The organism is Streptomyces sp. DSM 118878 (genome assembly GCF_052936595.1).
This window is the reverse complement of the sequence record NZ_CP193622.1, coordinates 1,395,634-1,421,663: the sequence shown is the minus strand read 5'-3', so window position 1 is coordinate 1,421,663 and position 26,030 is coordinate 1,395,634. Positions and strand designations below refer to the sequence as shown.

29 protein-coding genes are annotated in these 26,030 nt (G+C 67.9%); 11 read left to right on the top strand and 18 right to left on the bottom strand.

The annotated features are described in order from the left end of the window. Positions 1 to 196 precede the first annotated feature (196 nt). The gene (locus tag ACRAKF_RS05930) at positions 197 to 529 is read left to right on the top strand and encodes a hypothetical protein (protein WP_447035803.1); all 333 of its coding nucleotides are present in this window, start codon (positions 197 to 199) and stop codon (positions 527 to 529) included. 107 nt (positions 530 to 636) lie between these two features. Here ACRAKF_RS05930 and ACRAKF_RS05925 read toward each other — a convergent pair whose 3' ends face one another. Further along, a complete protein-coding gene (locus ACRAKF_RS05925; RefSeq protein ID WP_447035802.1) occupies positions 637 to 891 on the bottom strand; it encodes a hypothetical protein in 255 nt (84 codons plus the stop codon). 229 nt (positions 892 to 1,120) lie between these two features. Here ACRAKF_RS05925 and ACRAKF_RS05920 point away from each other — a divergent pair, with 229 nt between their 5' ends. The 4 genes from ACRAKF_RS05920 to ACRAKF_RS05905 all read left to right on the top strand — a co-directional run bounded on the left by ACRAKF_RS05920 (position 1,121) and on the right by ACRAKF_RS05905 (position 5,085). Beyond that, positions 1,121 to 2,941 carry a hypothetical protein gene (locus tag ACRAKF_RS05920; protein ID WP_447035800.1) on the top strand — a complete coding sequence of 607 codons (1,821 nt, stop codon included), beginning with the start codon at positions 1,121 to 1,123 and terminating at the stop codon, positions 2,939 to 2,941. A gap of 557 nt (positions 2,942 to 3,498) precedes the next feature. Then, positions 3,499 to 3,852: a DUF317 domain-containing protein gene (locus ACRAKF_RS05915; RefSeq protein ID WP_447035799.1), complete on the top strand. Its 354-nt coding sequence runs from the start codon at positions 3,499 to 3,501 to the stop codon at positions 3,850 to 3,852. Between the two features lie 105 nt (positions 3,853 to 3,957). Continuing rightward, positions 3,958 to 4,248, top strand: coding sequence for a hypothetical protein (locus ACRAKF_RS05910; RefSeq protein ID WP_447035798.1), 291 nt, complete (start codon positions 3,958 to 3,960; stop codon positions 4,246 to 4,248). Between the two features lie 15 nt (positions 4,249 to 4,263). Next, the gene (locus ACRAKF_RS05905; RefSeq protein ID WP_447035797.1) at positions 4,264 to 5,085 is read left to right on the top strand and encodes a DUF317 domain-containing protein; all 822 of its coding nucleotides are present in this window, start codon (positions 4,264 to 4,266) and stop codon (positions 5,083 to 5,085) included. Between the two features lie 170 nt (positions 5,086 to 5,255). Here the strand turns inward: ACRAKF_RS05905 and ACRAKF_RS05900 are convergent, their stop codons facing one another. Together ACRAKF_RS05900 and ACRAKF_RS05895 are read right to left on the bottom strand one after the other, a co-directional pair. Continuing rightward, positions 5,256 to 5,948, bottom strand: coding sequence for a hypothetical protein (locus tag ACRAKF_RS05900; RefSeq protein ID WP_447035796.1), 693 nt, complete (start codon positions 5,946 to 5,948; stop codon positions 5,256 to 5,258). Positions 5,949 to 5,988: 40 nt separating this feature from the next. Then, on the bottom strand, positions 5,989 to 6,831 hold the full coding sequence (locus ACRAKF_RS05895; RefSeq protein WP_447035795.1) for an IS5 family transposase: 843 nt from the start codon (positions 6,829 to 6,831) through the stop codon (positions 5,989 to 5,991). A 120-nt stretch (positions 6,832 to 6,951) separates the two neighbouring features. Between ACRAKF_RS05895 and ACRAKF_RS05890 the strand changes: the two genes are divergently transcribed. Next, on the top strand, positions 6,952 to 7,806 hold the full coding sequence (locus ACRAKF_RS05890) for a helix-turn-helix domain-containing protein (protein WP_447035794.1): 855 nt from the start codon (positions 6,952 to 6,954) through the stop codon (positions 7,804 to 7,806). A 53-nt stretch (positions 7,807 to 7,859) separates the two neighbouring features. Further along, the gene (locus tag ACRAKF_RS05885; protein WP_447035793.1) at positions 7,860 to 8,930 is read left to right on the top strand and encodes a methyltransferase; all 1,071 of its coding nucleotides are present in this window, start codon (positions 7,860 to 7,862) and stop codon (positions 8,928 to 8,930) included. 419 nt (positions 8,931 to 9,349) lie between these two features. On the opposite strand, the gene ACRAKF_RS05880 is transcribed toward ACRAKF_RS05885, so the two are convergent. The 9 genes from ACRAKF_RS05880 to ACRAKF_RS05840 form a co-directional block, all read right to left on the bottom strand. Next, the gene (locus ACRAKF_RS05880; RefSeq protein WP_447035792.1) at positions 9,350 to 9,751 is read right to left on the bottom strand and encodes a hypothetical protein; all 402 of its coding nucleotides are present in this window, start codon (positions 9,749 to 9,751) and stop codon (positions 9,350 to 9,352) included. 230 nt (positions 9,752 to 9,981) lie between these two features. Next, the gene (locus ACRAKF_RS05875; RefSeq protein WP_447035790.1) at positions 9,982 to 11,724 is read right to left on the bottom strand and encodes a relaxase/mobilization nuclease domain-containing protein; all 1,743 of its coding nucleotides are present in this window, start codon (positions 11,722 to 11,724) and stop codon (positions 9,982 to 9,984) included. Beyond that, on the bottom strand, positions 11,721 to 12,116 hold the full coding sequence (locus tag ACRAKF_RS05870; protein ID WP_447035789.1) for a plasmid mobilization protein: 396 nt from the start codon (positions 12,114 to 12,116) through the stop codon (positions 11,721 to 11,723). Before ACRAKF_RS05870 ends, ACRAKF_RS05875 begins: the two co-directional genes overlap by 4 nt. A 230-nt stretch (positions 12,117 to 12,346) precedes the next feature. Then, positions 12,347 to 12,583: a hypothetical protein gene (locus ACRAKF_RS05865; protein ID WP_447035788.1), complete on the bottom strand. Its 237-nt coding sequence runs from the start codon at positions 12,581 to 12,583 to the stop codon at positions 12,347 to 12,349. An 85-nt stretch (positions 12,584 to 12,668) separates the two neighbouring features. Next, entirely contained in the window at positions 12,669 to 12,860 is a 192-nt protein-coding gene (locus ACRAKF_RS05860) for a hypothetical protein (protein ID WP_007491133.1), read from the bottom strand. Then, entirely contained in the window at positions 12,857 to 14,494 is a 1,638-nt protein-coding gene (locus ACRAKF_RS05855; RefSeq protein WP_447035786.1) for a hypothetical protein, read from the bottom strand. The genes ACRAKF_RS05860 and ACRAKF_RS05855 overlap by 4 nt, the downstream gene beginning before the upstream one ends. Further along, positions 14,491 to 15,132, bottom strand: coding sequence for a WhiB family transcriptional regulator (locus ACRAKF_RS05850; protein ID WP_447035785.1), 642 nt, complete (start codon positions 15,130 to 15,132; stop codon positions 14,491 to 14,493). Before ACRAKF_RS05850 ends, ACRAKF_RS05855 begins: the two co-directional genes overlap by 4 nt. Positions 15,133 to 15,292: 160 nt before the next feature. Beyond that, positions 15,293 to 16,006 (bottom strand): zinc finger domain-containing protein, encoded by a 714-nt coding sequence (locus ACRAKF_RS05845; protein WP_447035784.1) that lies wholly within the window; start codon positions 16,004 to 16,006, stop codon positions 15,293 to 15,295. 2 nt (positions 16,007 to 16,008) lie between these two features. After that, positions 16,009 to 16,905: a helix-turn-helix domain-containing protein gene (locus ACRAKF_RS05840; protein WP_447035783.1), complete on the bottom strand. Its 897-nt coding sequence runs from the start codon at positions 16,903 to 16,905 to the stop codon at positions 16,009 to 16,011. 851 nt (positions 16,906 to 17,756) lie between these two features. Between ACRAKF_RS05840 and ACRAKF_RS05835 the strand changes: the two genes are divergently transcribed. Continuing rightward, positions 17,757 to 18,200, top strand: a complete 444-nt coding sequence (locus tag ACRAKF_RS05835) for a Secondary metabolite protein (RefSeq protein WP_447035782.1) — start codon at positions 17,757 to 17,759, stop codon at positions 18,198 to 18,200. A 46-nt stretch (positions 18,201 to 18,246) separates the two neighbouring features. On the opposite strand, the gene ACRAKF_RS05830 is transcribed toward ACRAKF_RS05835, so the two are convergent. Beyond that, positions 18,247 to 19,092 carry a helix-turn-helix domain-containing protein gene (locus tag ACRAKF_RS05830; protein WP_447041833.1) on the bottom strand — a complete coding sequence of 282 codons (846 nt, stop codon included), beginning with the start codon at positions 19,090 to 19,092 and terminating at the stop codon, positions 18,247 to 18,249. 331 nt (positions 19,093 to 19,423) lie between these two features. Beyond that, positions 19,424 to 19,717 carry a hypothetical protein gene (locus ACRAKF_RS05825; protein ID WP_447035781.1) on the bottom strand — a complete coding sequence of 98 codons (294 nt, stop codon included), beginning with the start codon at positions 19,715 to 19,717 and terminating at the stop codon, positions 19,424 to 19,426. Positions 19,718 to 20,001: 284 nt separating this feature from the next. Here ACRAKF_RS05825 and ACRAKF_RS05820 point away from each other — a divergent pair, with 284 nt between their 5' ends. After that, on the top strand, positions 20,002 to 21,165 hold the full coding sequence (locus ACRAKF_RS05820; protein ID WP_447035780.1) for an MAB_1171c family putative transporter: 1,164 nt from the start codon (positions 20,002 to 20,004) through the stop codon (positions 21,163 to 21,165). A gap of 4 nt (positions 21,166 to 21,169) precedes the next feature. Then, positions 21,170 to 22,348, top strand: a complete 1,179-nt coding sequence (locus ACRAKF_RS05815; protein WP_447041832.1) for a cytochrome P450 family protein — start codon at positions 21,170 to 21,172, stop codon at positions 22,346 to 22,348. Positions 22,349 to 22,570: 222 nt separating this feature from the next. On the opposite strand, the gene ACRAKF_RS05810 is transcribed toward ACRAKF_RS05815, so the two are convergent. The 4 genes from ACRAKF_RS05810 to ACRAKF_RS05795 all read right to left on the bottom strand — a co-directional run bounded on the left by ACRAKF_RS05810 (position 22,571) and on the right by ACRAKF_RS05795 (position 24,572). Further along, the gene (locus ACRAKF_RS05810) at positions 22,571 to 22,768 is read right to left on the bottom strand and encodes a hypothetical protein (protein WP_447035779.1); all 198 of its coding nucleotides are present in this window, start codon (positions 22,766 to 22,768) and stop codon (positions 22,571 to 22,573) included. Positions 22,769 to 22,819: 51 nt separating this feature from the next. Continuing rightward, positions 22,820 to 23,209 carry a transposase gene (locus tag ACRAKF_RS05805; RefSeq protein WP_447035778.1) on the bottom strand — a complete coding sequence of 130 codons (390 nt, stop codon included), beginning with the start codon at positions 23,207 to 23,209 and terminating at the stop codon, positions 22,820 to 22,822. Then, complete coding sequence (locus ACRAKF_RS05800) at positions 23,112 to 23,591, bottom strand: transposase domain-containing protein (protein WP_447041830.1); 480 nt, start codon at positions 23,589 to 23,591, stop codon at positions 23,112 to 23,114. The genes ACRAKF_RS05805 and ACRAKF_RS05800 overlap by 98 nt, the downstream gene beginning before the upstream one ends. A gap of 348 nt (positions 23,592 to 23,939) precedes the next feature. Beyond that, the gene (locus ACRAKF_RS05795; RefSeq protein ID WP_055643649.1) at positions 23,940 to 24,572 is read right to left on the bottom strand and encodes an HAD-IA family hydrolase; all 633 of its coding nucleotides are present in this window, start codon (positions 24,570 to 24,572) and stop codon (positions 23,940 to 23,942) included. 174 nt (positions 24,573 to 24,746) lie between these two features. On the opposite strand from ACRAKF_RS05795, the gene ACRAKF_RS05790 reads away from it, so the two are divergent. Then, a complete protein-coding gene (locus tag ACRAKF_RS05790; RefSeq protein ID WP_447035777.1) occupies positions 24,747 to 25,967 on the top strand; it encodes a helix-turn-helix domain-containing protein in 1,221 nt (406 codons plus the stop codon). Positions 25,968 to 26,030: the final 63 nt, after the last annotated feature.

Genomic DNA, 26,030 nt, shown 5'->3' with positions numbered 1-26,030 from the left:
CGGTCGAGGACGTAGCCGTCGGCTCCATGACGTTCTACCGGGTGCACCTCGATCGAGGCCGCAACGCCTACTGGGCCATGGAAGAGGTGTCGGAGAACTGTACGAGACCGCGCAGGCCCTCCTTGATCCCGAGACGGGTTCCTTCACCGACGAAGTAAGCGAACGGCTGGAGTACGTCGGCTCAGCGCTGCTCGTCATGAATCGCGTGACACTGGATCCGCCATGGCGCGGGCATGGCCTGGCTGCCGTGCTTGCCTGCGAGGTGATCACCCGGCTCATGACCGGCTGCCGGGCCGTCGCCTGTTCGCCCGGCATCACCGATCTCAGCAGCCATCGGCTGACGGCCAGAGCCGAGTGGGACCGCGTGAACGCCGAAATTGCCCAGGGGTGGGAGAGCCTGGGTTTCCGTCCCTACCGAGACAATGTCTATCTTCTGTCTCCCGCCTCGCAAGATCTTGAGGAGCAGCGTGGTGCACTGCGCAGGCATCTTGCCGAACTCGGGGGCTCCTGGCGGGTTGGCGCTTCATGACCAGCCCGCCAGCGCGTGAGGCGAGCTGAGACCGTCGCCGCCCGGTAGCTCTGCTGTTGTAGGGCCTCGCGGCTTGCTGCACACGCCGACGCTCTGATCTGCTCCGTTCAGCCGTGATGTAGGGCTTTCCGCACGGTGTTACGCGAATGACCCATCAGGCATGCGATACGGACTTCGCTCACGCCCTTCTGGTCTGCCTTTTTGATTAGTTCATCGCGTGACTCCATCCATTTCTTGTACTGCTTCATCTCTTCTTCAATGATGCTGACTTCGCCCTCCTCTTCGCTGTGTTTCTCATTGGCCTGTTCCGGATTCGATGCGATCTGGATTCCGGCCAGCTTTTGAGTCGACTGGTCAAGCATGGGTGCTGTCACCTGCCTCGTTCCTGTTCAGAAACATACACGTGCGCAACTCTGAACAGGAGAGGCATGAATCCGAGGGCAGTTAATAGTGAATATGCCCCCAATCGGGTTGCGTTTACGGCGTCGTGGAGCGGTTTTTTGACCTGTTTGGTCACGGGGTGGAGGCTTCCCGAGTCGCGCACCTTCTCGTGTGCGGAATCGGGGGACCTTCGTCGCGCTGAGGTGATGCATGTTTCAACCGTTGTATGTGATCGGCATCGATTACGGCACAACCAGCTTGGGCTTCTGCGGGCTTGCTGTAGACCAGGCGAATGATGACCCAAGACAGCGGCGCTTTGACTTCTGTGATCAGTGGCCGGGACAGCCGGTGCCGTCTTTGAAGAATCTCTCGGCGCTGCTCGTGTCGGTCGAGGGCGAAGTCCTTTCCTGGGGCCATGCGGCACGGCATCGTGCGCTCAACCAGGCCGGCGGCCCGGACGCTCCCCGGTACTACGCGGGGTTCAAGATGCAGCTGATGGACCAACCGGTGGAGCAAGGGACCGCAGAGGAACACACCGGTGTGCAGCAGGTGGTGAGGGCCGAAGAAGGTGGGGAGGAGGCCCGAAATGCCGGGCTGAGTGTTCTGGAACGGCCCCTGCCGTGGGCGGAGCGATCTCCCCAGCAGCAGGCGGAGCTGCTGACGGTCGAACTCCTCAAGCGGGTACGGGAGAAGGCTCTGGCGCAGATCGCCACCAGCGGGTACTTGGAAGAAGACGTCCGGTATGGCCTCACCGTGCCGGCGATCTTCCGGGACTCCGAAAATCAGCGGGTCCGCCGACTTGCCGTCAAGGCGGGGTTTCCTGCCGAGGACGGCCGTCTCGTCCTGGCCCGGGAGCCGGAAGCGGCTGTGCATTCCGCGCGTCTGCACTCTGTCCGTGTACACGGCGAAGAAGACTTGCCGGCTGGGAGCCTGACCGACCCCGGCCGCCGGATCGTTGTTCTCGACGGCGGTGGCGGAACAGTCGACTTTGCCGCGTACAAGAACGATGCGGAAGGCCATCTCGTCGAGATCGGCCTGGTGAATGGAGCGCGGCTGGGTTCGAACGAGCTCAACGCCCGTTTCGAGGACCGGCTCCTGGTCGACCGTTTCGGCAAGCCCGAACTCATCGAGCACCTCAAACAAGAGGTGCCGGAGGCCATGCTGGAGATGGCCGAAGCATGGGAGCGCGGCAAGCTGAGCTTCGGACCCGACACCGAAACCCCGATCAAGGTCGGGCTGCCCACTGCGGTCAACCGCAGGCTGGGCGCGGCCGTACGGAAGCGCGTGGGCCGCAAACAGCGCGGCGTCACGGACGCCATCATCGTCACCCCTGAAGAGGTCCGGGACCTGTTCGACACAGTGGTGCCTGAAATCCTCGAACTGCTCGACGAGCAGCTGGCTGAAGTGAAGGACGACGACGGGGTGCAACCGGTGGTCCTGATGGTCGGCGGCTTCAGCAACTCCGCCTACCTTCAGCACGCGGTCAGGGAGCATCTTGCTGGGCGGGCTCTAGTTCTCGTCCCGCCGGAGCCGGGCAACGCTGTCCTGTACGGGGCGGCGCACTACGCCTACGCACCGCAGACCCGCGCCCGCCGTGCCCGCTTCACCTACGGCATTGCGGTGTGCTCGGACTTTGTCCCAGGCGTTGACCCGGAAGACGCAAAGCAGGTCACCAGGAAGGGGCGCGTCTATTGCGCCACACGCTTCGGCAAGATCGTGACCCGTGGTGACATTGTAGACACCGCCAAGGAAATCGGTCAGTCGTACATCCCCATCGAGGGACACCTTGAGGGCATGGAGATCGAACTGCACACGAGTACCGAGGACGACCCCCGCTACGTGACCGACCCAGGGTGCCGGCGGGTCGGAACCATCACGGTCGACCTGCGTGACGTGATGGATATCCACTTGGAAGACCGTCACGTCGATGTGCGTCTGAGCTTCGGCGAGACGGAAATCAAAGTACGGTCGATCGTCCGTAGCACCGGCCAAGAGGCTGCCTGCACTGTGGACTTCGCCTCTGACTATTAAGGCCCGGGGCGAAAGTGCCGGTCACAGCCACTCGATGAGGACCGCGACCAGCAGTCACTTCATTACTCGTGTTATCTCCTCGGCGTTCCTTCTGAGGCGTGACGGCCAAACCCCTATCTACTCACGAGCGGGGGCCCAGGCTTCCGCGAACTTGTCGAGGCGATCGGCTTGCCTGTGCGCAGCCGTCGGTTTCATAGCTCGGCCGTGTTCAGCTCCTCAAGTAATGGCCGTCCGGGGTCGCGCTCAGGGCAGTTGATCTGGATCACCAGGGTCGACTGGTTGGTACCGCCCCGGCGAGGGGGACAGACGGAACCGACTCCCGTCGTCCGAAAGGGCGAGTCCGCTGAGTTCCGATTCTCAGCAACACGCCATAAGTGGCCTCGCTGTGCTGTCGGCGCTGAGAATATGGCGCCGATTTTGAGAACCTACAGCTGTCAACGGACAGCAGTTCGCCGGGGGCAGACACGAAAGATCTCGGAAAGACTGGCCAACGGGCGCGAGAGCATGTCAACGTAGACGACCTTGCAAGAAACCCCAGGTCAGAGAGGTGATTGCACGTGACCGTAGCCCCTGCGGGCCCCGGTTTCTCCACCACTGTGGAAGCCCTGCGACCGCGGGAGTGGCAGCTCGGCCCCGGTCAGCCGACTCTGGTCATGGACCAGTTCTCTGCCGAGGACTTCCACCTGATCGTCGATGACCGCGCGGACGTGCACGTCAGCTCCAAGGACGGCCAGTTCTACCTCGGCTGGTTTCCGCACGGTCGACCCGGCACGGACGGCGAGGGGTGGAAGATCGCTGTCACCGGCACCGCCCAGGTCTGCGGCTACCACCTGTCGTTCGACACCGAGACGCCGGCCGACATCGTCGCCGCCACCGTTGCGAGGGTGCTGGAGACCTCACGCCGCCTCTGACAGCGCGGCCACCGATACATAGCGCCCGCCCTATGAGCGCTGGCGGTGCCGCAGGCCGGCCCGGCTCCACCGCCCCTGTTTCCCCCGAACCCCAGGAGGCTGTCCGTGACGTCCCCGGAGATGACCGTCGGCGATCTCATCGACCTGTTGTCCGGCTGCGACCGGAGTGCTCCGGTCCGCCAGGCCATGAACCCCTTCGTCCCGATGGCGCACCGCTTGGCGCAGGTCCTGCAGTCGGTCGATGAGACCGGCCAGACCGTCGTCTACCTCGCCGAAGGGGCGGACCCGGACGCACAGCTTGGCCACCTTCCGCCGGAGGTTGCCATCGACCTGACGTGGCAGGGCCCCGTCCAGGCGCCCCCGCGCCGTCCCCGCCGTCGTGCTGGCGGCAACTAGATTCGCACCGAGCCCTTGGAGGCGCCCCTGTACCCCGACCTTCCGCCCGACCCGTCCGCCCCGCGGGGCGGCCAACCCGCGTTCTGGGTCGGCCCCCGGCACCTGACCGGTGACGATGGACGCCTCTACGACGTCGTCGCCGACGTGCTCGCCGGCCTGGGCTGGACGAGCCTGACGATCGTCCGCGGACGGCACGAGCCGGACGAGGAACCGGAGGACCGCCAGGTCCTGCGCAGCACCGTCCTGCACATCAGCCCCGACGCCTTGCGCTGGGCCCAGTGGGGGCTGGCGGACGAACCGTTCCACCTGGGTGGGTTGCCGATCGCCTGGCAGATCTCCGCCCGAGCCGAGGCGAGCAGCCCGCTCGCTCAGTGGTCGGCCTACTTCACCCGAGACGTCCCCGGCGAGGCGGTGGTCGACTTCCTCGTCGCGCTCGACGCAAGCAACCAGCCTGCTTCGCCGCTCGCCGGATCCGATCTGGTCCTTGACGCTGTCGCCGCCCACGGATGGTTCCGAGACATCGACCAACCCCGGGCGGCGGCGACGGACCCGACGTTCACCTCGCACATCAGCCTGGGGGAGGTGCCGCCCCTCATCCAGGACGCCGACCCGCGGGCCTTGTCCGCCGAGGACGACGAGATGGGACCGGCCGGATGGCAGGCGTGGGCCGAGCCTGTGCTCGGCGCCCCGCTTCTGTGGGTGGCCTCGTTCGCCGCCAGCGTCCCGCACGATCTCGTCGCCGCCTTCGCCGCCTCCCTCAGCTCGACCGCACCGGTCCTGCGGCGGGTCCTGCCCGAGGCGACCCAGGAGCGCCTCCTGCGCGCGCCGGCCATCTAGCGTCCCGCGCACCACTCTCGACGATCGCAGTCCGGCATCCTCCCAGTTGGGGGTGCCGGACATTCTTGCTTACCGGGTGAAGCGGCCGGTCGGGTCGTCCATGCGCAGCCCATAACGCACTGCTGCCCCCGACCAGCGGTGGTCAGAGGCAGCAGCGTGACGCGCGCAGGTCAGCTCGTTGCCGTGGCCTTGGCAAGGGCCTTGTCGAGGTGGCGGTCGACGAGGGCCGGGGAGCCGGAGACGACCAGCAGCAGGTTGCCGTCGCGGATCGCGGTCTGCTTGACCACGGTGCTCCGGCCCCCGGCGATGAATGTCAGGAGCAGGCTCCACCGCTCATCACCGCCGACGGTGGGTGCGGGCAGCTTCTGCGAGGTCACGTCGACCGGGGTGCCACCGGAGACGACCTGATAGGCCGGGCAGCCGGCCATGGCGTCGAAGATCCGGCCGATGCCGTTGGAGAGCGTGTTCACGCTGTCGCTGTACAGCTCCTCGGAGATCTCCGAGGAGCTGCCGCCGTAGGTGAAGTCCGCCTTCGCCTTACGGGGGAAGGTGAGCGTGCCGCCAGTCGCCGCGTTGCCGCCCAGCTCACTCAGGGCCGGGCAGCCGATGACGGTGACGTCGTCGTGCTGGGCCGGACGCTCCGGCTCGGGAAGGTAGCCGCTGCCGAGGTCGCGCGGGTCGAGCAGGCGGGACTCCAGCGCGGCCGAGGAGAGCGCGGTCGGCTCCTGGGCGGTGTCGGTCGGCTTTCCCGTATGGGAGGAGGAGGGCTGGTGCTTGGACCCGGTGGTGTCGGTGGAGCAGGCGGGCACGGCGAGGAGGGCGGCGGTGATGCCGAGTGCGGTGGTGGCGACGCGAACGCGCATGACGGAACTGACCCCTTGGTGCTAGGGCGTTTCTTTCGGATCACCTCGCCGACCAGATGAAGATGGCAGCGATGTGGAAGCCGGCGAGGTAGATGGTGGCGGTCTTGTCGTAGCGGGTGGCCAGACCGCGCCACTGCTTGAGCTTGTTTATGCACCTCTCAACGGTGTTGCGCTGCTTGTATGCCTCGCGGTCGAAGGCCGGCGGCCGACCGCCGGATCGACCTCGCTTCTTGCGCTTGGCGATCTGGTCGGAGGGCTGGGGGATCACCGTCCGGATCCCGCGCCGGCGGAGGTGAGTGCGGATCGCGCGGGACGAATACGCCTTATTGGCCAGGACCATGTCCGGTGTGGTCTTGGGGCGGCCGATCGGCCGAGGCACCCGTAAGTGGGACATGACCTGAGGGAACGCGGGTGCGTCGCCTGCCTGGCCGGGGGTGAGGACGAATGCAAGGGGTCGGCAGCGGCCGTCGGCAGCGAGGTGGATCTTGGTGGTCAGACCGCCGCAGGACCGTCCGAGGGCATGATGGTCGGGCTCGTCGGCCAGGGCCCCTTGGCGGGCGCCGGCGGCATGCTGGTGAGCGCGGACGACGGTGGAGTCGACCGCGATGACCCAGTCGAGGTCCCCTTCGGAGTCGGCCTGGGCGAGCAGAGCGGTGAAGACCTTCTCCCAGGTGCCGTCGGCGGCCCACTTCCGCAGCCGATTGTGGACGCCTTTCCACGACCCGAAGTGCTCAGGCAGGTCCGTCCACGGCGTCCCGGTGCGGTACTTGAACGCGATCGCGTCGATCACCTGCCGGTGATCCCGCCACCGCCCTCCCCGCTTCGGAGTCCGGTCCGGCAGCAACGGCTCGATCCTCGCCCACTGGGCGTCAGCCAATATCACACATCAACCAACGATCAGACGATCCGAAGACAACTCCCTGGTGGCCGCTTGGGGCTTCGCGCGTCGGCCCGCGGAACTTTTTTCCAAGACGGGGCGGTTCGGGTCCGTCAGGGTGGGGGCATGCACAGCGACGAAGTGGATGCCGGGGCCGTGGCCGTGGACCATGGTTCCGACGGCGACCATGCAGCTGACAGCGGGTGGGAAGTAGTGCGGCCCGTCGGCGCGCCTGCCGTTCCCGGTGTCCGGATGGCCGGCTTCCGGGATCGCGTCGGCCAGGCACTGGATCTGCGGGTGCTTCCCCAGCCTGCCGTGGTCGTCGTCATCGGCCTGGGGAACGACCCGTTCACGGTCGAAGGCGGCACCACGCAACGACCCTCGGCGAGCCCGAACCCTCATTCCAGCCTCGTCGCGTCGTTGTCGCCCGGTTCCACACGGATCCACGGCCGGGACGTCGAGTGCATCGAGATGTGCCTGTCGCCCGGCGCCGCTTACGCGCTGCTGGGTGTGTCGCCGCACGAACTGGAAGGGGGGGTCGTCGGCCTGGAAGACCTGTGGGGGCGGCAGGAACGGCAGCTCCGTGAACGGGTGGCCGCCGCCACCGCGTGGCAGGAACGTTTCACGCTGGTCAGCGAGTTCCTCACCCGCCGGGCTGCCCAGGGCCCGTCAATGGCACCCGAGGTCGCCGGTGTGTGGGACACCATCGTGACGCACGGGGGCCGGGTACGGGTCGACGACCTCGCCGCGTCCTGCGGGTGGAGCCGCAAGCGGCTGTGGTCCCGGTTCAATGCCCAGATTGGCCTCACACCCAAGCGCGCCGCCATGCTCGTCCGCTTCGACCAGGCCGCCCAGTCCCTCCGCGCGGGTGGCAACGCCGCGGACATCGCCCTGGCGCACGGATACGCCGACCAGTCCCACCTCCACCGCGACGTCCTCGCCTTCGCCGAGTGCACGCCCGCTGTCCTGGCCGGCCTCTGACCCGCACCCCCGAACACCAGAGCCACCCATCCCGACGAGGAAGGAAGTCATCCGTGAGCACCGTAGACACAGCTGCTGCCCAAGAGGCCATGGCCGACCGAGGCCTGATCGTCCAGCTCGCCTTCGGCAGCATGGCCTCGCAGACCTTGCGCGCCGCATTGCGGCTCGGAGTCTTCGACCTGATCGGCGACGGCCGGCGACCGGCCAGCGAGGTAGCCGCCGAAGCAGGAGCCGAGCACCAACCCATGACGAGGCTGTTGCGCGCCCTCGCCGGCCTGGGCCTGATGCAGGAGCACGAACCCGACACGTTCTCAGTGACTGCCGCCGGTGCCCTTCTCGATTCCAGCCGCCCCGACTCGCTCGTCTCGTTCGTCCGGATGTTCACCGACCCGGCGATCGTGCGGGCCTGGGACGGCCTAGACAGCAGCGTCCGCACCGGCGGCATCGCCTTCGACGCCGTCTTCGGCACCGACTTTTTCAGCTTTCTCGGCCGACACCCCCAGCTGTCCGCCGACTTCAACGCGGCGATGAGCCAGGCCTCCGAGGAGACGGCCGCCGTGCTGCCGCACGCCTACGACTTCAGCCGCTTCGCTTCGGTCACCGACATCGGCGGCGGCGACGGAAGCGTCCTGGCCGGCATACTCGCCGCGCACCCGGCGCTCACCGGCGTCCTCCACGACACCAAGGACGGTCTGGCCCAGGCACCGGGGACGCTTGACCGGCACGGGGTGGCGGACCGCTGCTCCCTGGCCGCAGGCGACTTCTTCCGCTCCGTGCCCGGCGGCTCGGACCTGTACCTGATCAAGAGCGTCCTGCACGACTGGTCGGACGATCAAGCGGTCACGATCCTCGGCCACTGCCGTGAGGTACTACCGCCCGGCGGCCACGTCCTGATCGTGGAGCCGGTGCTTCCCGAAGTTGTTGGTACCGGCGCCGCCGCGCACGCCGCAGACGGCGGGATCACTTACCTCAGCGACCTCAACATGCTGGTGAACCTGGGCGGGAGGGAACGTACCCGCAAGGACTTCGAAGAGGTGTGCCACCGCGCGGGACTGTCCATCGTGTCGGCGACCCCGCTGCTGGAGGCGGCCCCCTTCTACCTGATCGAGACCATGGCCTGCTGACCACGAGCACGCACCGGGGCAGGGGGCGACTGACCTGCAGGACGCGGCCCCCGGGCGCCCACTGGACCGGCGGCGGCGGTGGTGCCGCAAACGGCCGTGGCCGCGCGGACGCACGTCTTCCGCTGGGGCCGGTGGCCATGCCGACAGTCGTTCAGGACGAAAGGGGCCCCGGCCAGTGCGCCGGACGGCCACTCCCTCGGCCGGGTCTCGCGGCGTACCGACCACCAAGATCCACATGGCGTTCAAGCAGCGGCGCGGCCTGACCACCCGTTATTTGACAAGACCGCCATCATCTACCTCGCCGGACTCCATCTCGCCGCCGTCGACATCTGGTCTAGCAAGGTGATCCGAAGGAAACAGCCTAGGCGACGGGTGGTCAGTGCGGGCCCGCGGGCCCGGTGGGGTCGTAGGAGTGGTGGTCAGTGCCCGAGGTGGCGCAGGCAGTCCTCGAACGTGGCGTGCGTCGAGTCCGCCGGCCCGGAGTGCCGGTTGTACCAGGCGGTATCGATGCGAGTCTCCAGCTGCTGATGTCCGGCCCGGCAGCGCAGCCAGATCTCACCGCGGGTGGAGAGGATGAGCCAGTCCCGGTACGCGCCGCACTCGGCGCAGGTGGCCATCTCACCGTCGAGGACCAGGGGCTGCTTCCACGGCATCATCTTGCCTTCGACCTGGTCGTGGCTCGGTACCCGCAGCTCCGGCGGGAGGAAGTCGTCCACTACGACGGCGGGCGGGACCTGGCCCTGCATCCGCGCGTGCAGCTCGGCGAACCGTTTCTGAGCTTCGGTCGGCTCCTTGGCCCTGCGGCGTATCCGGTGAAACACCCTGGCGTCCTCCTCTACCTCGGCACCTCGTCCTGCGCGTTTCATGATCGTGCCTCACGCCCCCCGTGGTTTCAATTCACAAACTCCACAGCCCTCTCCGGCCAGGTCAGCAGGGGCACTCGACCTCTCGGCTGCCTGGATGACGCGTGGGCCACGATGCGTGCTTCGGTCGGCGTGACGGCATCGCCACGGCGGTGATGCGGTGAGACTGCGTGCCAGCATCCGGCCGCTTACCGCGTCTGACGCGATGTCTCCTCTCCGCTGCACCGCCTGCCGGGCGCGGAGGACCTGGCGGCCATCCCGCGCGTCACGGACCGGTTCCCTGCGGTGCTGGTCTCGGGAAGCTGGGAGGCATCGGCGGGCAGATCGGCTGTCCGCCGCATCCGCCACACGAGCACGTCGCTGACGGAGTCTGCGGTGCCCAGTTCGCGCCGAGCGGCAACGTCGGACAGGAGGGCAGCCGGGTCGTGGCCGGCGGCTTCGGCTTCCGAAATGGTTGCAGCCAGGGCGTACCAGCCGGGTTCGGCGAGGATCTGCTCCGCCAGTTCGGGCAGAGCCTGGTGCAGCAGCACGGTCTGTCGCTGGAGCATCGGCCGGCTGAGACGCCGGCCACGCTGGTAGAGCACACCGAGAGGCTGGGCCGAGGCGGCCCGGTAGGCGGCGCGCAGGTGCTCGGCGGTTCGGGCGGCGGCCTCGGCCTGCTGGGCGTGGCCCTTCCTGGCGTGCCAGTGCGCGGTGGCGGTGATGAGGAAGAACAGCATGTCGATCGCCATCGCCGTGGTGGCTCCGTCCTCACCCCGGCCGAGGGCCGGACCGCCCTGGACGAGTTCGTGGGCGGCCTGTCGCAGCGCTCGATCGTGCCCGCGTACGGCGCGGACGTTAGAGCGCGACGCCCGTTCGAAAGCCGTTGCTGCGTCGTGCAGTTCGCGGCGGGTGTGGGCGGCGGACGTCTTCGCGAGGGCGTCCAGGACTTCGCCGGCCGCTGCAATGTGGGCGGCGGCGACCCTGTCCTCGCCGTGTTCGACGACGAGCACGGCCTGCCACACGGCCGATGCCGTTCCGCGGCGCGCGGAGGCCGGACTGCCCGGCCCCGTACGAATCGCTTCCCCCCGCCGGGCCGCAGGCGCATCCTGCGCATCACCGGACCACCGCTCGCGGATGCGAGGCAAGGACAGGTCGGGGGCTAGGCGCGCGCCGGGGTAGAACACCGGCTCGCCGTCCTTGTTCAGGTCGTTGGGCAGGGCGACCTTGTATCCGAGCAGGTCACCTGAGGGCGCGGCGCGCTTGCGGATAAGGAGGCCGGCGGCGGCGAGCCGGTCGAAGAACTCCTCGTCGCTCCGCGCTCCGCTCACCGCGCGTCGTACGGTTTCGCGTAGCTCTTCGCGGGCGGTACGCTCGCGACCCTGCCGCATCGCTTTGTGGCGTTCGGCGCTGGTGGGCCGCTTCGCTGCGGTGCCGTCTCCCTTGTTGAGGCGCCGCAGGCCCAGCTCCGCTTCGAGTGCCCGGGCCTGGGCCTGCACACGGTTGGCGTCGTTGTCGAGGTCGGGTTTGTACCCGTCTTCGCGGACCAGAGTGGCGACGATGTGGATGTGGTCGTCGGCGTGGCGTACGGCAGCCCACCGGCAGCCCGCTCCTTCCTCCGGGTTGTCGATCCCCGCTGCGGCGACCATACGGCGGGCCACGTCGCCCCATTCCTGATCCGTGAGGATCCGGTCTTCGCTGCCGTTGCGCACGGATAGATGCCACACATGCTTCTTCGGGCGCTGCGAGGGGTCGATGTTCTCGACGGGCTGGTCCAGGAGCTGCTGGAGCTGCTTGAGGGTCGCGGTGGCGTCGCGGCCGGGGTCGGGGGCGTTGTGGTCCCAGGAGGCGACGAGGTGGGCATCGGTGTGCTCCTCGAACTTGCCCGGTCCGTAGAGGTAGTAGAGGAGGCCGATGGTGCGCTGTCCACGCTTCTGGATCCTGGGGATCATGGAGCTGACGAGTCCTGGTGTTGGTGGAGAAGCCGGTCGGTGGCGTGCTGGACACGCTGGATCGCGCGGTCCGTGGCCGCGATGACTACGTTGAGTTCGCCCGGGTGCGCTCCGGCGTTGACTGCTCGGGCGATCTGGTTCAAGTTGTTGCCGATGTAGCCAAGGTGGCGGCGGGCGGCGAAGAACTCGGCGATCACCTCACGCTCGTCCGCAACGGCACTTGCGGTCCGTTCAAGGTCACGGGCAGCAGAGAGAGCAGCGCGGGCCAGGAATCCGGCGAGGGTGAGGCCGGCAGCCTTCGCGCCGGCGGTCACGAGGATGAGTTCGTCATCACTGAAGCGGGTGTTGCGGACGTGCGGACGCTGGCGACGCTGGTACTTGCGGCGGCGCATACGCGGCTGCTCTCGTATGTCCTGTGCCCCTCCTGGCTGCGATCCGCCCCCGGTCGCAGCCTCTTCGTCTGGCGTCCCCCGGCGCCGGACGAGTCCCGCTCCCCCAGGGGCGGGGAAACCCTTGGATACTCCGCTCAAGGCGGAGTATCCAAGGGGATAACTTGCTCGCCCCGAGACCGGGTTGGAGCCGGGGTCAGGTGCCGGGGTGGTGCCGTTCTTGGGTGCGTTCGTCATCGGTATTCGGGCCTCGTAGAGCGGGTGCGTTGCTGGATGGTGGCGGCCAGCGCGAGGACATCGGCTGGGCTGGCAAGGACGCGGACCGGTTTGTTGGGACGGTCCTGGACAAGCCACTGCCCGGTCGGCGTGAGGACGACGGCGTGGAGGAGTTGTCGGCGGACCAGGACGTCCGCCCAGGCATCGGCCTCGGCGGTGGTGGGTCGGGAAGAGCGAAGGGGATGCGAGGTCACGGCGTGCCTCCCAAGCGGGGCGGTGGCCCGGCGTGGAGCCGGGCCACCCTTACGGATACGGGCGTTGAACGGGGGTTTTGTTAGCTCAGCCGCATTCGGGGCAGCGCCCGACGTGGCTGTTGAGCGCGCGGGCCATCCGCTGTTTCGCCGAGGCAGCTTGCTTTGCACTGGACTTCGCCGCCGGCCTGCCCGCATGCCGCTCGGAGTGAGCGAGCATGAACCCGATCTCTCGCTCGTACTCCGCGCGGACCGTCTTGAACTGGTGGCAGGTCTTCATCGGGCGGTGCTCCTCGTCGTCGTGATGTCCTCGTTCCGCAGCTCCTGGAGGACCAGGCCGAGTCGGTCGTTACCGACACCCGTCAGACCCTGGCGGCGGATGATTTCGCGCAGCTGTACCCGGGTGATCGCACCGTTCCCGTCCCGTTCGAGCAGGGCGGGAACGTGGGGGCGAACCTCGCGGACAAGCTGGCGCTCGGACTGACCCAGCTCGCGTGCCTGGCGCTCCGTCTGCGGAGAGCGGGACCGGGCACGCTTGTCCTTGTTCTTCGTCCGGGACGTCCTGGTCGGCTTCCGGCGAAGCGGGACCTTGTGTCCTCGGTCCTGGGTGGTCTCGGTCCCGGACTGTGGGGCGGTCGGTCCTCGGTCCTGGGTGGTCTCGGTCCCGGACTGCGGGGCGGCCGGTCCCCGGTCCTCGGGGGTCTCGGCCCTCGTCTGCGCGATGCCCGGTCCCCGATGATCCGGGCCCTGAGCTGCTACTTCTCGCGCGTTGTGGCCGGTCCTCATGGCCGCTGCGTCCCGCGCTGCGGCTTCCGGTCCGGCGAGTTCGGCCCCTGGGACCGCACCGCCTGCAGAGGGCTTGGTCCCCGCGGGCGTTCCCGATTCGTCGCCCCCGGTCCTTGCGCAGACCTCGGCTTCCGGGTCCGGCTCCTCGGGGACCGGTCCCCGAGGAGCCCTGGGTCCTGGGTCCCGGACCGGCTCGTCGGAACCGTCAGGGCCGGGGGCGGGGACCGGCACATTCGATGTCGGCTGTACGGGGGCCGTGGCCGCCGATGTGCTGCTGTGCGCCAGGGACCAGGGAGAAGGGAGCGGGACCGTGGCGAGCGCCAGCGCGTGTCGCCGGGCGGCGAGCTGGTCGAGCAGCTGTGCTCGCTGGAGGGGATCGGTGCCGACCGAGGCCCTGCCGACCGCCTTCGACAGGCGTCGCGTCAGCCGCCGGCCGCGACGGCTCTGTTGCTGCTCGGGTGTGCGCTCGGCGAGGCGGGCGGCGAGGGTGACCGCACGGGCGGTGGCCCGGTCACGGGTGATCTGCGCGGCGTCGCGGTCTCGCGCGGCGATGCCCAGGCGGGACAGCAGACGCTCGCGTGCCTCCCGGCCCAGGACGGCGATCAGTCCGTGCGAGGCTGCACCCGGGGTGCGCAGGCGCAGTTCGATGCCCATGGCCAGGTGCCACAGCATCGCCGCCATGACCGGTCCGACGAAGGCGCGGACCGTGCCGCCGGTGGGGCCGCTTTCGGCGTAGGCGGGGATCACCTGCACCGTGGTGATCACCCAGACCAGCGTGCCCGGCAGGCCGGGGGCGCCTTGGACGGCGAGGTTCTGCCGTGCCATCAGCGCGGTGGCGAACAGGGCGAGTTCGGCGGCGGCGAACATGCCGGCACGCTCGGCGGTACCAGCCATGTCGAGGTAGTCGGCCGCGAAGCGCCAGCTGGTGTCGGCGCTGTAGGCGGTGCAGCCCAGGGCGGCGACGGCGGCGACCTTGACCGCCGGGCCGCCGAGACGTTTCTGCGAGCGGGCCCCCCGGCGCCGGATCGCCCAGGCGGTCAGCACGAGCGCGAGGACGGCGGGCACGACGGCGGCGAGGAGGAGAGGGAGGTCCGAAGGAGCACCGAAGGCCAGGACAGGGTAGGTCATGCTGCCTTTCCGAGAGGGGCGTGCGCCGGGGTCGACGCCGCCGGGCGGCCTGTCGGCTGCTGAGTGCCGGGAACTGCGGGCGCGGTGGTGGCCTTGGCCTTGGAGGTCTTCTTCCGCTTCTTCTTGGAGCGGGGCACGCCGTAATTGCGGTCGCGGTCGAAGACCTTGTTGGCCGCTTGCCTGAGCAGGTCGCGGGCGTGCTTGTGGCTTATCTGCAGGGCGGCGGCGAGCCGGTCGGGCTGCCAGCCCCGGACGTAGGCGTGGTCGATCACAACCTGTCGCTCGCCTTCCGTCAGGTGCACGTCGCGTCCATGGAAGAAGGCGGTCACACGCCGGTAGTCCAGGCGCCGGTGCAGGTTGTCGTGCAGCGGGCGCCGTTCGGCTTCGGTGAGCCCGCCCCAGACGCCCTCCTTGAGGACGTTCTCCAGGGCGAAGTCCAGGCACTCGCGGCGTACGGGGCACCAGCCGCACAGCTCCTTCGCCTCCGCGATCTCCTCGTGATCCCGGGGCCCGGGGAAGAACACGGCGTCGGCGTCCTCGACGTCCATGCCGTGGCACGCTCCGCGGGCGTGCCAGCTGGTGTCTCCGATGCCGCGCAGGCCGGTGGCCGGCGCGTCGTGGGTGGTGATGTGGCGCAAGGCGAGTCTCCGATGTGCTGCCACACCGGCCTGCTAGCGCAGTGCTCGGCGGGTGCGGCGTCGGGTGCCGGCTGCGGCGCGTGGGCGTGCGCCGCAGCCGGTGCGGGATGGTGAGGTTGCGGCGGTGCAGCGGACGGGATGCACGTGCCGGAGGCGCCGGTCAGGCCAGGGCGGGCTGCTGGGCCTGCTCGGTGTGCTGGGCCTGCTGGGCGGCGAGGTCCACACGGCCGGGGTGCGGGGTGGCGCGCGGCGTGATGGCGCGTACTCCGTCGTTGGGGCCGATCCGGCGGCGGCGGCATGGCTCGCCGACCGGGGCCAGGCACCACTCGCATCGCACGCTCAGGGCGTCGGGCAGCCCATGAGCGACGGCGGCTTCGCGTGCTGCCCGGGCGGGCCGGAACGGTGCGAGAGCGGCTCGGGCGGCGGGCGGTATGCAGGAGCCGATCTGCTCCAGTCGAGCCTGCAGCCTCGGGTTGATCTTCTCCTGGCCGCTGGTGATGGCCCGGGCCTGTGCGGGTTGCGCTATGCCGTTGGCGACGGCGTGGCGGGTGCCGACCAGCTCTGCGGTCCAGGCGGCCTGGTCGTCCGGGTCCGCGGACGGTGTGGGGTCGGAGTGGAGGGCCAGGCGGTTGCGCCGGTAGCTCTCCCAGGGGCGGACTACGTCCGCGGGCTGGATCTGGTACGGCGAGGCGCGGTAGTGCTGGCGTGCGGCGACGCGGGCGTCCCAGCCATGCGGGGTGGCGATTGGCACGTCGCCGAGCAGCTCGTTCCACTGGGCGAGCTGGTCGCGGGCCTCGCCCTCGTCGGTGCGGATGCTGCGGGGGTCGAGCCGGCCGATGTAGGCCAGCAGGGCGGCTATTTCGCGGCGCTCCACGGTCAGCCCTCCGTTCCGGTCGGCTCGTCCAGGGCGGCGAGAAGGGCGGCGGTGTGCTTCTCGGCCCGCGTCATGCCACCGGGCGCGGCGGTGTTCTGGCCGGGCACGGCGTAGAGGTTCGGGCGGCTGGGGGCGTGCTCCCGGGTGATCCAGGCTCGCCAGTCGGCAGCCCAGGCTTCCGCCGGCCTCGGAGCATGGGCCGCCCGGTGGGCACGCCACTTCGCGTCGGCGGCCTGCAGGCCCTGCTCGCCGAGGCGGTCGAGGTGTCCCTGCTGGCGGGCCCAGGTGTGGGTGGCGGGGTCGACCTGCCACTCGGCAGCCGAGGTGACCGCAGCACCACCACTGCTGTACCTCCGGTTCAAATCAGGTTCACTACCGTTCTGTGTGCCGGTGGCCGGTACATCGCTGTGCCGGTGGCCGGTACGCCGCTGTGCCGGTTTCCGCCTGGACCTGCCGGTTTCCGGTACTGCCGGTTTCCGGACCCTCGCGGGGGATTCCGGCACCTCACGCGGGCGGATTCCGTACCGCCGCAGGGCCGACAACCGGAGCTCCGCAGGGCCAGCGGGCTCGTCCGGCACCGCCGTGTCGCCCGCTTCCTCCCGCTGCTCTCGCAGCGCCTGGACGACCGCTTCGGCGGCGAGAGGCAGGCGGTAGACCGTGCTGCGCTGCGGGCCGACGAGGTCGTCGAGCTGTTCCAGCTCGCCGGCGAGTAGCAGGCGCTCGACGGCCACGCGCACCGTGGAGACCGAGGCGCGCGTGCGCTTGGCCAGGCTGGACAGCGAAGCCCAGGAGATGCACTGTTCGTCGGGCACACGGTCGGCGATCGACAGCATCACCAGACGTGCGACACCCCGGCTGGAGCTGTGCTCCCACACCCAATCGCTGGCTTCGATGCTCATCGGCCGCTCCCGACGACAGGCCGGGACCAACCGGTTGCCGGGGCCGGGATGAGGCGGTCCGGCTCGGAGCGCTGAGGCGCCGGGACGGAGTTGGCTGCCGCGCAGGCCAGGCGGAAGGGCCTTTTGCGCAGGGCAGGAGGCATGCGATACTCCCCTTTGCAGTGTTGCCACGCTGAAGTGCCCGTCGGAAGGACTCAGCGTGGTGTTGGTGGGCACTCTCCGCCCTTGCCGGGGCGGGCATGCCACTTAGCGTTCGGCGTCTGGGAGTTACAGCTCTCGGGCGCCGTCGCTGTTTTACGGGACCTGCTTGGTCCGGTCCGTGCTTCCTGTGCTCCTCACGTCCGTCTGTAGCGGGCGGGCTGCCCGGGGACGACGAACATACGCACGGACCCGCGTCAGGATCCAGAGTTGGTTCTTAAACTCTGTACTGGTTGCAGAGAGTCACGGGATCTCGCTTGCGTGAAGCTGTCAGGGCGACTCGCGCCGCAGATTGCCGCTCCAGGCCATGCATGGCCTGGAGCGCGCGCTCTCGCGTTGCCTTGCCGTTCATTGGGTCAAAGTGAGTTGGCCCGTGCGCGGCGCGCGTCACGGTCCGTGTAAGTCCCTCACGTCTTCCCCTTCCCGCCCGACCCATAGCTCGTCCTGGAGGCCGGACCGAATGGGGCTTTTGGTGCAAGTCAGCTCTCTTGCGCCCGCTCTGATCAGGTAAGGAACACTGAACTGGACGGGCTTGGGCGTTAACGTACACCGAAATGGCGCACCGGCGTCAACTGTGGTGTTGGTGCGCGAGCAAGGACGGGAGTGATCGCCACTGGAGTGGATAGGATGGCGGTCATGACGAAGGGCTGTAGATGACCGAGAAGACCGAGCGCACCTTTGCGGAGCTGCTCGACTACTTGTTCCGCGAGGTGCATCCGAAGGGGCGCGGCCCGTTCACGTACGTGGAGGTCTCGCAGGGCATCCGCAGCACCTCCGGTGTAGCCATCTCCGCGAGCGCCATCCAGCAGCTCCGCACCGGGACCAACACGAACCCGAAGATGCAGACCATCCGGGCGCTGGCCGGGTTCTTCGGGGTGAGTCCGGGTTACTTCTTCGACGAGAAGGAGGCTGAACGCCAGCGCGCGGAGATCCAGGTTGTTGCCGCTATGCGTGACCAGGACGTGCGTCGGGTCGCCTTGCGTGCCAGCGGGCTCAGCGCTTCGAGCCTGAACATGGTGAATACCGTGATCGACCAGGCTCGCCGGCTTGAGGGGATGCCGGATGCGGGAGACTCGGACCTGCTCGACGATGATTGAGTCGGGCGCTCGACTGAACGGTGGCACTGCCTGCGCGGCGGACCGATCAGGTACCGCCGGCCCCTTGGCGGTCTTCCAGTAGCACCATTACGCGGAGGAGGTCGCTGCGCATCGGCCGCAAGGCGACGATGCGAACCGCAACCTCTCGTCCTCGGTGGTACGGGAGTCTGAGCCGACGCAGATCGCCGTGGGAGTGTGCGATCACCTCACGGCGATCCCACATGTCGCGCGCAGCCGGTGATCCCGCGAGGATGTCCCGCTCAAGTTGCAGCAGCGCCTTGTTCTTCGGGTAGTGGGCCCGCGCGTAGCGAACCTGCCCCAGATAAGAACGTGCCCAATCCTCTTCCCAGTCCACTAGTTGCTGACGGGCCTCCGGCTCCAGGAAAGCCCATCTCAGCTGGTTGCCCTGGTGGGCGGCCCAGGGGAACCAGTCCAGCAGCGGCTCGTTGTATCCGATCACGTTCCACGCGAGATCTGTGGCGAAAGCCGGGGCGGGAGCCTGATTGTCGAGGAACTGCTGGAGCAGTACCTCATCCACCTCTGCCGCCGCGCCCACTTCCGGCTTGGCGGTGAGGGCCGGCAGGCGGCCGAGCGCCTTCAGATACAAAGTGCGACGTTCCGCAGGATTCAGCCGAAGTGCAGACGAGAGCCGGTCGAGGAAATCGGCCGAGTACGCGGCTTCGTTGCCGCGCTCCAGCGCGCCGTACCAGCGCTCACTCACGCCCGTCAGGCGAGCTACATCACGCTGCGTCAGCCCCTCGCTCCTTCGCCCCGGGGCCACCAGGCCCGGGATTCCTCGGGGATTTGTACGTCTCCGCCACGATCGCAACAGGGCGGGCAGGGACTCTCTGCCGAGGTCACTGCCCTCGACCTGCCCATCCCGAGAGTCCATGGCCCCGAATTCTACCGCCTTACTGGCGAGTGACATGCGCCACATGGTGCCCCGAGCGGCCATGGGATGACGGCAAATCCGTCGCCCTGTGTAGTCAGACATAACGGATAGTCGAGTGCTCAATGAATCTGACTGTGCGGTACATCAGCCCGTGGCGGTTGGCGTCGCGCCACGTCCGTCGGGGTCGAAAGGTGCAGCGCCCCAGCTCTGTGACGGCTCTCCGGCTCACCTTCCGTAACCGGAATTGCTGGTTCCGGGAAGTGTGAGTTCACCCCTCCTCTTGGCATCCTCTTGGCTGCCACTCGCCAGCAAGTTGACCCACAGCCGAGGTTCAGGGGGGTTTGCCATGTCCTTGCCAATAATCGATGAGAGTCGACTGCGCAGTTGGTGCGAGGAGCAGGTCGATCTCCTGCACCTGCCGCACCGTTTCACTACGCGTGAATTGCGTGAGGCGATAGCCGAACGTCGCGGGAAGCCGATCGTCCTGAAGCCATTGAGCACGCTTGGCGCAGTAGACGCGCCCTGCGGTATAAGGCTCGAGACCGCCTCGACCGACCTCCTCTTCTATGAGGAAGGCACGTCGGTGCACCACCAGCGGCACATCCTCACGCACGAACTGTGTCACGTGTACTGCGACCACCCGGGAAGCCTGGAAGTCGATGCAGAGACGGCTCGGGCCCTCGGAGTGAATCCCACGCTGGTGATGCGCATGTCGGGGCGAACGAGCTACTCGACAAGCGACGAACGTCAGGCGGAGACGATGGCGTCGGTTATCCGCCGACGCATCTATCGCGACCGCGAAACCCCTTCCCTCCGGCCGGAAAGGGGACCGGACAGTTGGGAGGCACTCTTCGCCCAGCCCTTCAAGAGAGGTCGGTTCGGCTCACGATGAATGCCGTTTTCCTTGGCATGGCTTTCCTGCTGGCAGCGGCTGCCGGCTACTGGGTATTCGGCCGAGGGATGCCCCGACCGACGGGCACGTGGGCCATGGGAGCGTTCCTCGGCTCATTCGCCCTGGCCTTCGCCTCCTACGCGCCGCTGTTCGAGGACGCCGTCGAGGCAGCCGTACCGCACGTCGCCCGGCTGCTGAGCAACTGTGCTTCGCTTGCGGCGGCCACGGCGGTCCTGGCCGTCTCGTTCCAGCTCAACCTGGAACCCGCGGAAGCCCGACGGCGAATCCGGGTACGCCTCGTCCTCCTCGCCGCGACGGTCCTCGGCATCATCGTCCTGTTCGCCTACGAGCACATGACCCACCGCTCTCCGCAGGTGTACGCCTGCTACCTGCTCCTGTACATCTCCTACCTCGGCTTCGCCGTCGTCGACTTCCTGGTGCAGGCCCTACGTCAGTCGAAGACGACACGTAGAGGAAGCGTCCGGATAGGTCTTCGGACGGCAGCAGCAGGCTGCGGATTCGCACTGGTCTACGGCATCTACAAGCTGACGCGACTCGTCGACCTGGGCTTGGGCCTCGACCTTATAGACAGCAACTCGGAGTGCTCGTCGCTCGTCACCGCGCCGTGCGTATTCAGCGTGACTGCTCCGGCGCTCGCTGTCCTGCTGATCTGTCTCGGCCTGACCGTGCCCGCTGTGCTCTACCCGATCAGCCAAGCCCGCCGTCGTCGCTGGGAGGTGCAGTCCTTCGAGGCGCTCGGCCCCCTGTGGCAGGACCTGTCGGCCGCGATGCCCGACATCGTCCTGGCGTCCGCAGACGACACCGAAGACGTTTCGAACGACTCGGACTTCCTGCTCCAGCGGCGGGTCATCGAGATCAGTGACGGCATCCTCGCTCTTCGGCCGTACCGATCCCGCCGGGTGCAGGAAACGGCCGACGAAGCTTTCGACGCTGGAACGGAGCAAGGCGCCGCAGCAGTCGAGGCGGCCGTCATAAAGGCAGCGCTGGCCGGCCAAAGGACTGGACGGTTGGCCGACGAAGTTGCCTTGCCGTCGGCGGAGGCCGCCTCCCGCAAGGACCTGCGCGCGGACACGGAGTGGCTCCTCCTGGTGGCGCACGCCTACACCAACCATGTCACGCGTGTCGCCGACGGTGGCCAGCCGGAACCAGTTGGAGCCTGACCGCATGACCGACCCCACTCAGGACCCCCGCTTCCTCCAGGACCCCTATCCGGCCTACGCGGCCATGCGATCCGCATGCCCGGTGCAGCCCGTACCTGCCGGCTCCGGTGGGCGTCCCGCCTACCTGGTCACCGGATACGCGGAAGCCAGGGAAGCCCTCGGCGATGCTCGCCTCTCGAAGGACACCGCCGTCTTCTTCGCGGGCAAGGGATCACAACGGCGCCTGCACCCTGCGGTCGCTCACACCATGCTGGCCAGCGACCCGCCCGAGCACACCCGGCAGCGCAAGCTGGTGACCAAGGCGTTCACGACCGGGGCCGTCAAAAACCTGCGTCCTTTCATCGCCCAAGTCACCGACGAGCTGCTGGATCAGTGGCCCGTCGGCGAACGGTTCGACTTCGTGGCCGGCCTCGCGGTACCGCTGCCGGTCATCGTGATCTGCGAACTGCTCGGCATTCCGCAAGCCGACCGTCCCGATGTCCAGCGCTGGTCCGCAGAGCTGTTCGCAGCCGGAGCACCGGATGCCATCGACACGGCCTCGCACGCCATGGCCGACTACATGACGGGCCTCATCGCCGCCAAGCGCGCGGACCCCGGCAACTCGCTTCTTGACCGGCTCATCTCGGCCCGCGACGGAGACGACCACCTGAGCGAGGAAGAGCTGGTCTCTCTTGCCGTGCTGCTACTCGTGGCCGGACACGAGACCACCACCAACGCCCTCGGCAACGCCCTGCTGGCGCTTCTCCGGCACCCGGCCGAACTCGCACGCCTTCGGGAAAACCCGGACGACGTCCCCGCCGTAGTCGACGAACTGCTCCGGTTTGACTCCCCCGTGAGTACGGCCACCTTCCGGTTCACCACGGAAGCCGTCACGCTCGGCGGTACCGATGTCCCAGCCGGTGTTCCCGTGCTGGTCGCCCTGGGGGCAGCCAACCGAGACCCGGCGCGGTTCCCCTCACCGGACCTGCTCGACCTCGACCGAGACGCCGCTGCACACCTCAGCTTCGGCCATGGCATCCACCGCTGTGTCGGCGCGCCCCTGGCAAAAGCCGAGGTGGAGACCGCCCTGCGAACGGTGCTGACTCGATTCCCCGGAATTCGCCTTGCCGTACCGGCCGACCAACTGGACTGGCGGCGCACTCGTCTCGTTCGCGGACTCGCGTCGCTTCCCGTCCTGGCCTAAAGCCAATGCCGTTGCCTTACGGGTTCGTGGGTCGGGGTCGTTGGATGCGGTTCGCTTGGGTGCCGGTGCGGGTGGGCTGGGGCCAGTGACGGTGTTCAGCCCGTTTGAGCCAGTAGTTGGACATCTTGCGTTTGACGACGCGGGGCTGGCTGCGCAGGCGTCTGGGGCAGGAGTCTTTCCAGCAGGTCTTCCTGGAGTATGCGCAGTGCCTGGACCAGGAGGTCAGGGGGAAAAGCTGCCCGGCGTGCTGGTCACGCTGCGCCGGGCGGTGCGCAGGGTTTCGGTGAAGGAGATCTGGTCGGGATCGAGTTGTCGGGTGGCCGCGGTTCTGAGCATCAGTTCCCGCAAAGCGTGATGAACCAGGAGGTGGGCCCAGATCTGCTGCAGGACACCGTCGGGTGTCTTGCTGCTGAGGACCACCTTCGCGCCGCGCTGGTGGGTTTTGATCTCGGCGAAGACCGCTTCGATCTCCTAGCGTTCGCGGTACAGGGCAGCCAGTTGCCGGGCCGGATAACGGCGGGCCTCCAGGAGGCTGGTGACCAGACGGTAGTCCCCGTCGGTGTCTTTGAGCTGGTAGGCCAGGACTCGCACGGTCACCGGATCACGGTGGGAGGCATCGGTGCTTGCGTGGATGCGAGAGATCCATGACCCGTCCCGCAGTGGTTGGTCGACGGGCAGGACACGATTGGCGGGCACCCGCCACAGCAAGTCGGCCCCGGTGGCGGTGAAGGCCCGCCATAACGGGACACCAAGAAACTCACGGTCAGCCAGGACGAGTTGACCTGGACCGCAGGACCGGGGCAGACGACCCACCAGGGTCACTTCCCCGGTGCGGCAGCCGGCGAGTTCCGCATCCAGCACCGCGTGGCTGCCCACCTCGACCAGGACGGCCGAACGCCGCCTCGTTGGCTTCGCTGTCCGCCACGTCCCAGCAGGTCCCGTCCACCGCCAGCACCCTCAGACCACGCCAGAACGCACCCGGGGTCGCCTCAGAAGCCACCGTGGTCGCGAACAGCACCCGCAGTGGCTCGGATCCCAGCCTCTGCCGGGCCCGAAACAGCGACGATTTCGCCGGAACATGCCAGTCACCCAGCAGCCCCAGGCTCCGCAGCCCAGCGACCAGGTGCCGCACGACTTCCAGATACGGAGCAGGCGAGAACAGCGCCAGCCCCAGCACGAAATACACCACCAACCGGGCGGGCAGCAGCCGCTTTCGCTGCTCGGACCGGCCACACGCCGCCACCACCCGATCCACCAGCCCCGGCGGATACACCCAGGTCAACAGCCCCAGACCCGATAAGTCAGACACACTCCCAGCCACCCGCACCACCCCCGGGAATCCACAGCCGACCAGCCTACGCCCAAAGCAAAGGCAACGGCATTGGCTTTAGGTGACCTACGTACGGGGGCGTGTCCACTCCATAAGGGCCGGGTGAACCCGACGGGCCCGAGTCCCCGGCAATCTAGAACACCCGTCAGGAAGATCCCATACCTGGACCTCAGCGTTCGAGGAACCCGTAGGGCTCCTCGAACACTGCTGCCGTTCGTTGGCCGGAGTGGCGCCCCCGGCGAGCTGTTTAGTTCTGTTCGTTCAGGCGGGAGCGGGGTCGAGGAGAAGTGAGTCGAGGATGGCAGCTGTGCCGGTGGGATCGGTCGTGTGGTGCACGGTGCGGATGCCCAGGGTCTCGGCGGGCGGCAGGTTCTCCGCGTGGTCATCAACGAATACGCACTCAGGGCCGGTCAGGTCCAGGGCGTCAAGCGCGCGCTGATAGATGAGCGGCGACGGCTTCCGTACACCCTCCAGCTCCGACAAGATCACGGCATCGAAGAAGTCCGTCCACATGCCCTTGTCCTCGTACGGGTTGTAGGGCTCGATCCCGAACGAGTTGCTAAGCATGGCCACCTTGATCCCTGCCGCGCGAGCGCGCTTCGCGGCGGCGACGATCTGAGGCTCCGGGTGGAGGTTGGCCAGAGCGCGCCGCATCAGGTCGGTGGAGTCGATACCGAGGATGCCGCCGATGACACGGTTCCAGTCCTCCTGGGTTGCCTCACCGACCTCCAGCGCTGCGTAGATCGCGACGCCGTCGGGATGCTCATTCAGCGCCGCGAAATACGCGCCTGGAGTCAATCCCTCCGTCCTCTCGAACGCCTGCCCGTTCAGTCGCATCCGAGTGGTGAGGACACCACCGAAGTCGAGAATCAGGCCACGGTATGGGGCTGGCAAAGCGGCCTCCTTGCGGATCTTTCCTACGTGTACGCGGTCCCCCGGCCGCAGGGCGACAGGGGGACCGTTGAGTGCCCTCCCCAGAGGGAGAGACCCCCAGTATCGCCCGTCCCCGAAGCACCTGGGCTTACGCTTGACACGAGTGCCCTGTCCACTACTGCGAACGGACAACCCATGGTGTATGACGGAGAGTTGTTCAGCATCGGCCAACGGATCAAGTGGTGGCGTGAGCGCCGGGGCTTGTCCCAAAGGATGCTGGGAGACCTAATCGGCAGGTCAGAGAACTGGGTCTACAAGATCGAGAATGATCGGATGCCCTTGGACCGACTTCCGATCCTGATCGCTCTGAGTAAGCAGCTGCGATGCAGTCTGGAGGATCTGACGGGCGGCTACGTGTCCGGAATCGTTACGGCGGGCACGGAGCACGAGCACGTTCCGCTCATTCGGCAGGCCCTGTCGCTGCCCGTCTCCCTCCTTCCGCAGCGGATCGGGGCGGTCACCTCCGATGACTTCGAGTCCTCGGTTACGGACGCCTGGAAGGTCTACGAGACGCAGGCCGACGACCGGTACCGCGACGTCGGCGAGCGGCTGCCCACCTTGTTGCGGCAGGGACATGCCGCTCTGCGCGACGCTTCTCCTGAGCAGGAGGGCACCGTCCTCCGGCAGCTCATCAGTCTCTACGGCCTGCACCAGATTTGGCTTCGCCGCGTCGGTGAACCGACTCTCGCCCGTATCGCGGCCGACCGCGGTCTCTCCCTCGCGGACAACGCCGGTGACCCGGCCCTCCTCGCAGCTGCGGCCTGGAACCTGGCCTGCGTTCTCACTTCCGCTGGCGACGTGGAAGACAGCTACGAACTTGCCCAACAGACCATCGCCCAGTGCCGGCCGCACGACGACTCCAACGCGGAACACTGGTCCGCGTACGGCGCACTACACCTGCAAGGTGCCGTCGCCGCGGTACGCGCCACTAAGGGCCCGAGGGCGTGGGACTTGTACAACGGCGCGCAGCAGGCCGTGGACCGGGTCGGCGCGGACCTGAACCATTGGCACACGTGCTTCGGTCCGACCAACTTCGCCATGCACGAGGTGCACCTGAAGGCGGAGGAGGGCGACACCAGCGAAGCACTCCGCGCCGCCGATCACGTCCTCGTCAACGAAGAGGTCCCGCTCGAACGTCGGACCCGGTACCTGATCGAGGTAATGAACCTCAACCGCATCCAGCGAGACGACTACGCGACGGTGCACATTCTCGGCAAGCTGCTGAAGCAGTCTCCGGAGGAGATCGTGTTCTCCCCCCTGGTCAGGGAGGCGGTGGCCGACCTTCTGAAGCGCGAGAAGCCGATGTGGCGCGACGACCTTCGTGCGGTGGCGAAGCACATCGGGCTCGCCGCATAGGCATATGCCAACCCTGAGCGTTACTCAGCCCTGATTTTTTCTCAGGGGTGGGCTCTCGAAGTG

Excerpts from the sequence above, each read along its gene's own strand:
- ACRAKF_RS05790 (WP_447035777.1), top strand. The coding sequence starts at position 24,747 with ATGGTGTATGACGGAGAGTTGTTCAGCATCGGCCAACGGATCAAGTGG.
- ACRAKF_RS05855 (WP_447035786.1), bottom strand. The coding sequence starts at position 14,494 with ATGACCTACCCTGTCCTGGCCTTCGGTGCTCCTTCGGACCTCCCTCTC.
- ACRAKF_RS05815 (WP_447041832.1), top strand. The coding sequence starts at position 21,170 with ATGACCGACCCCACTCAGGACCCCCGCTTCCTCCAGGACCCCTATCCG.
- ACRAKF_RS05835 (WP_447035782.1), top strand. The coding sequence starts at position 17,757 with ATGACCGAGAAGACCGAGCGCACCTTTGCGGAGCTGCTCGACTACTTG.
- ACRAKF_RS05840 (WP_447035783.1), bottom strand. The coding sequence starts at position 16,905 with ATGAGCATCGAAGCCAGCGATTGGGTGTGGGAGCACAGCTCCAGCCGG.
- ACRAKF_RS05930 (WP_447035803.1), top strand. The coding sequence starts at position 197 with ATGAATCGCGTGACACTGGATCCGCCATGGCGCGGGCATGGCCTGGCT.
- ACRAKF_RS05820 (WP_447035780.1), top strand. The coding sequence starts at position 20,002 with ATGGCTTTCCTGCTGGCAGCGGCTGCCGGCTACTGGGTATTCGGCCGA.
- ACRAKF_RS05870 (WP_447035789.1), bottom strand. The coding sequence starts at position 12,116 with ATGCGCCGCCGCAAGTACCAGCGTCGCCAGCGTCCGCACGTCCGCAAC.
- ACRAKF_RS05925 (WP_447035802.1), bottom strand. The coding sequence starts at position 891 with ATGCTTGACCAGTCGACTCAAAAGCTGGCCGGAATCCAGATCGCATCG.
- ACRAKF_RS05830 (WP_447041833.1), bottom strand. The coding sequence starts at position 19,092 with ATGGACTCTCGGGATGGGCAGGTCGAGGGCAGTGACCTCGGCAGAGAG.
- ACRAKF_RS05860 (WP_007491133.1), bottom strand. The coding sequence starts at position 12,860 with ATGAAGACCTGCCACCAGTTCAAGACGGTCCGCGCGGAGTACGAGCGA.
- ACRAKF_RS05875 (WP_447035790.1), bottom strand. The coding sequence starts at position 11,724 with ATGATCCCCAGGATCCAGAAGCGTGGACAGCGCACCATCGGCCTCCTC.
- ACRAKF_RS05920 (WP_447035800.1), top strand. The coding sequence starts at position 1,121 with ATGTTTCAACCGTTGTATGTGATCGGCATCGATTACGGCACAACCAGC.
- ACRAKF_RS05890 (WP_447035794.1), top strand. The coding sequence starts at position 6,952 with ATGCACAGCGACGAAGTGGATGCCGGGGCCGTGGCCGTGGACCATGGT.
- ACRAKF_RS05900 (WP_447035796.1), bottom strand. The coding sequence starts at position 5,948 with ATGCGCGTTCGCGTCGCCACCACCGCACTCGGCATCACCGCCGCCCTC.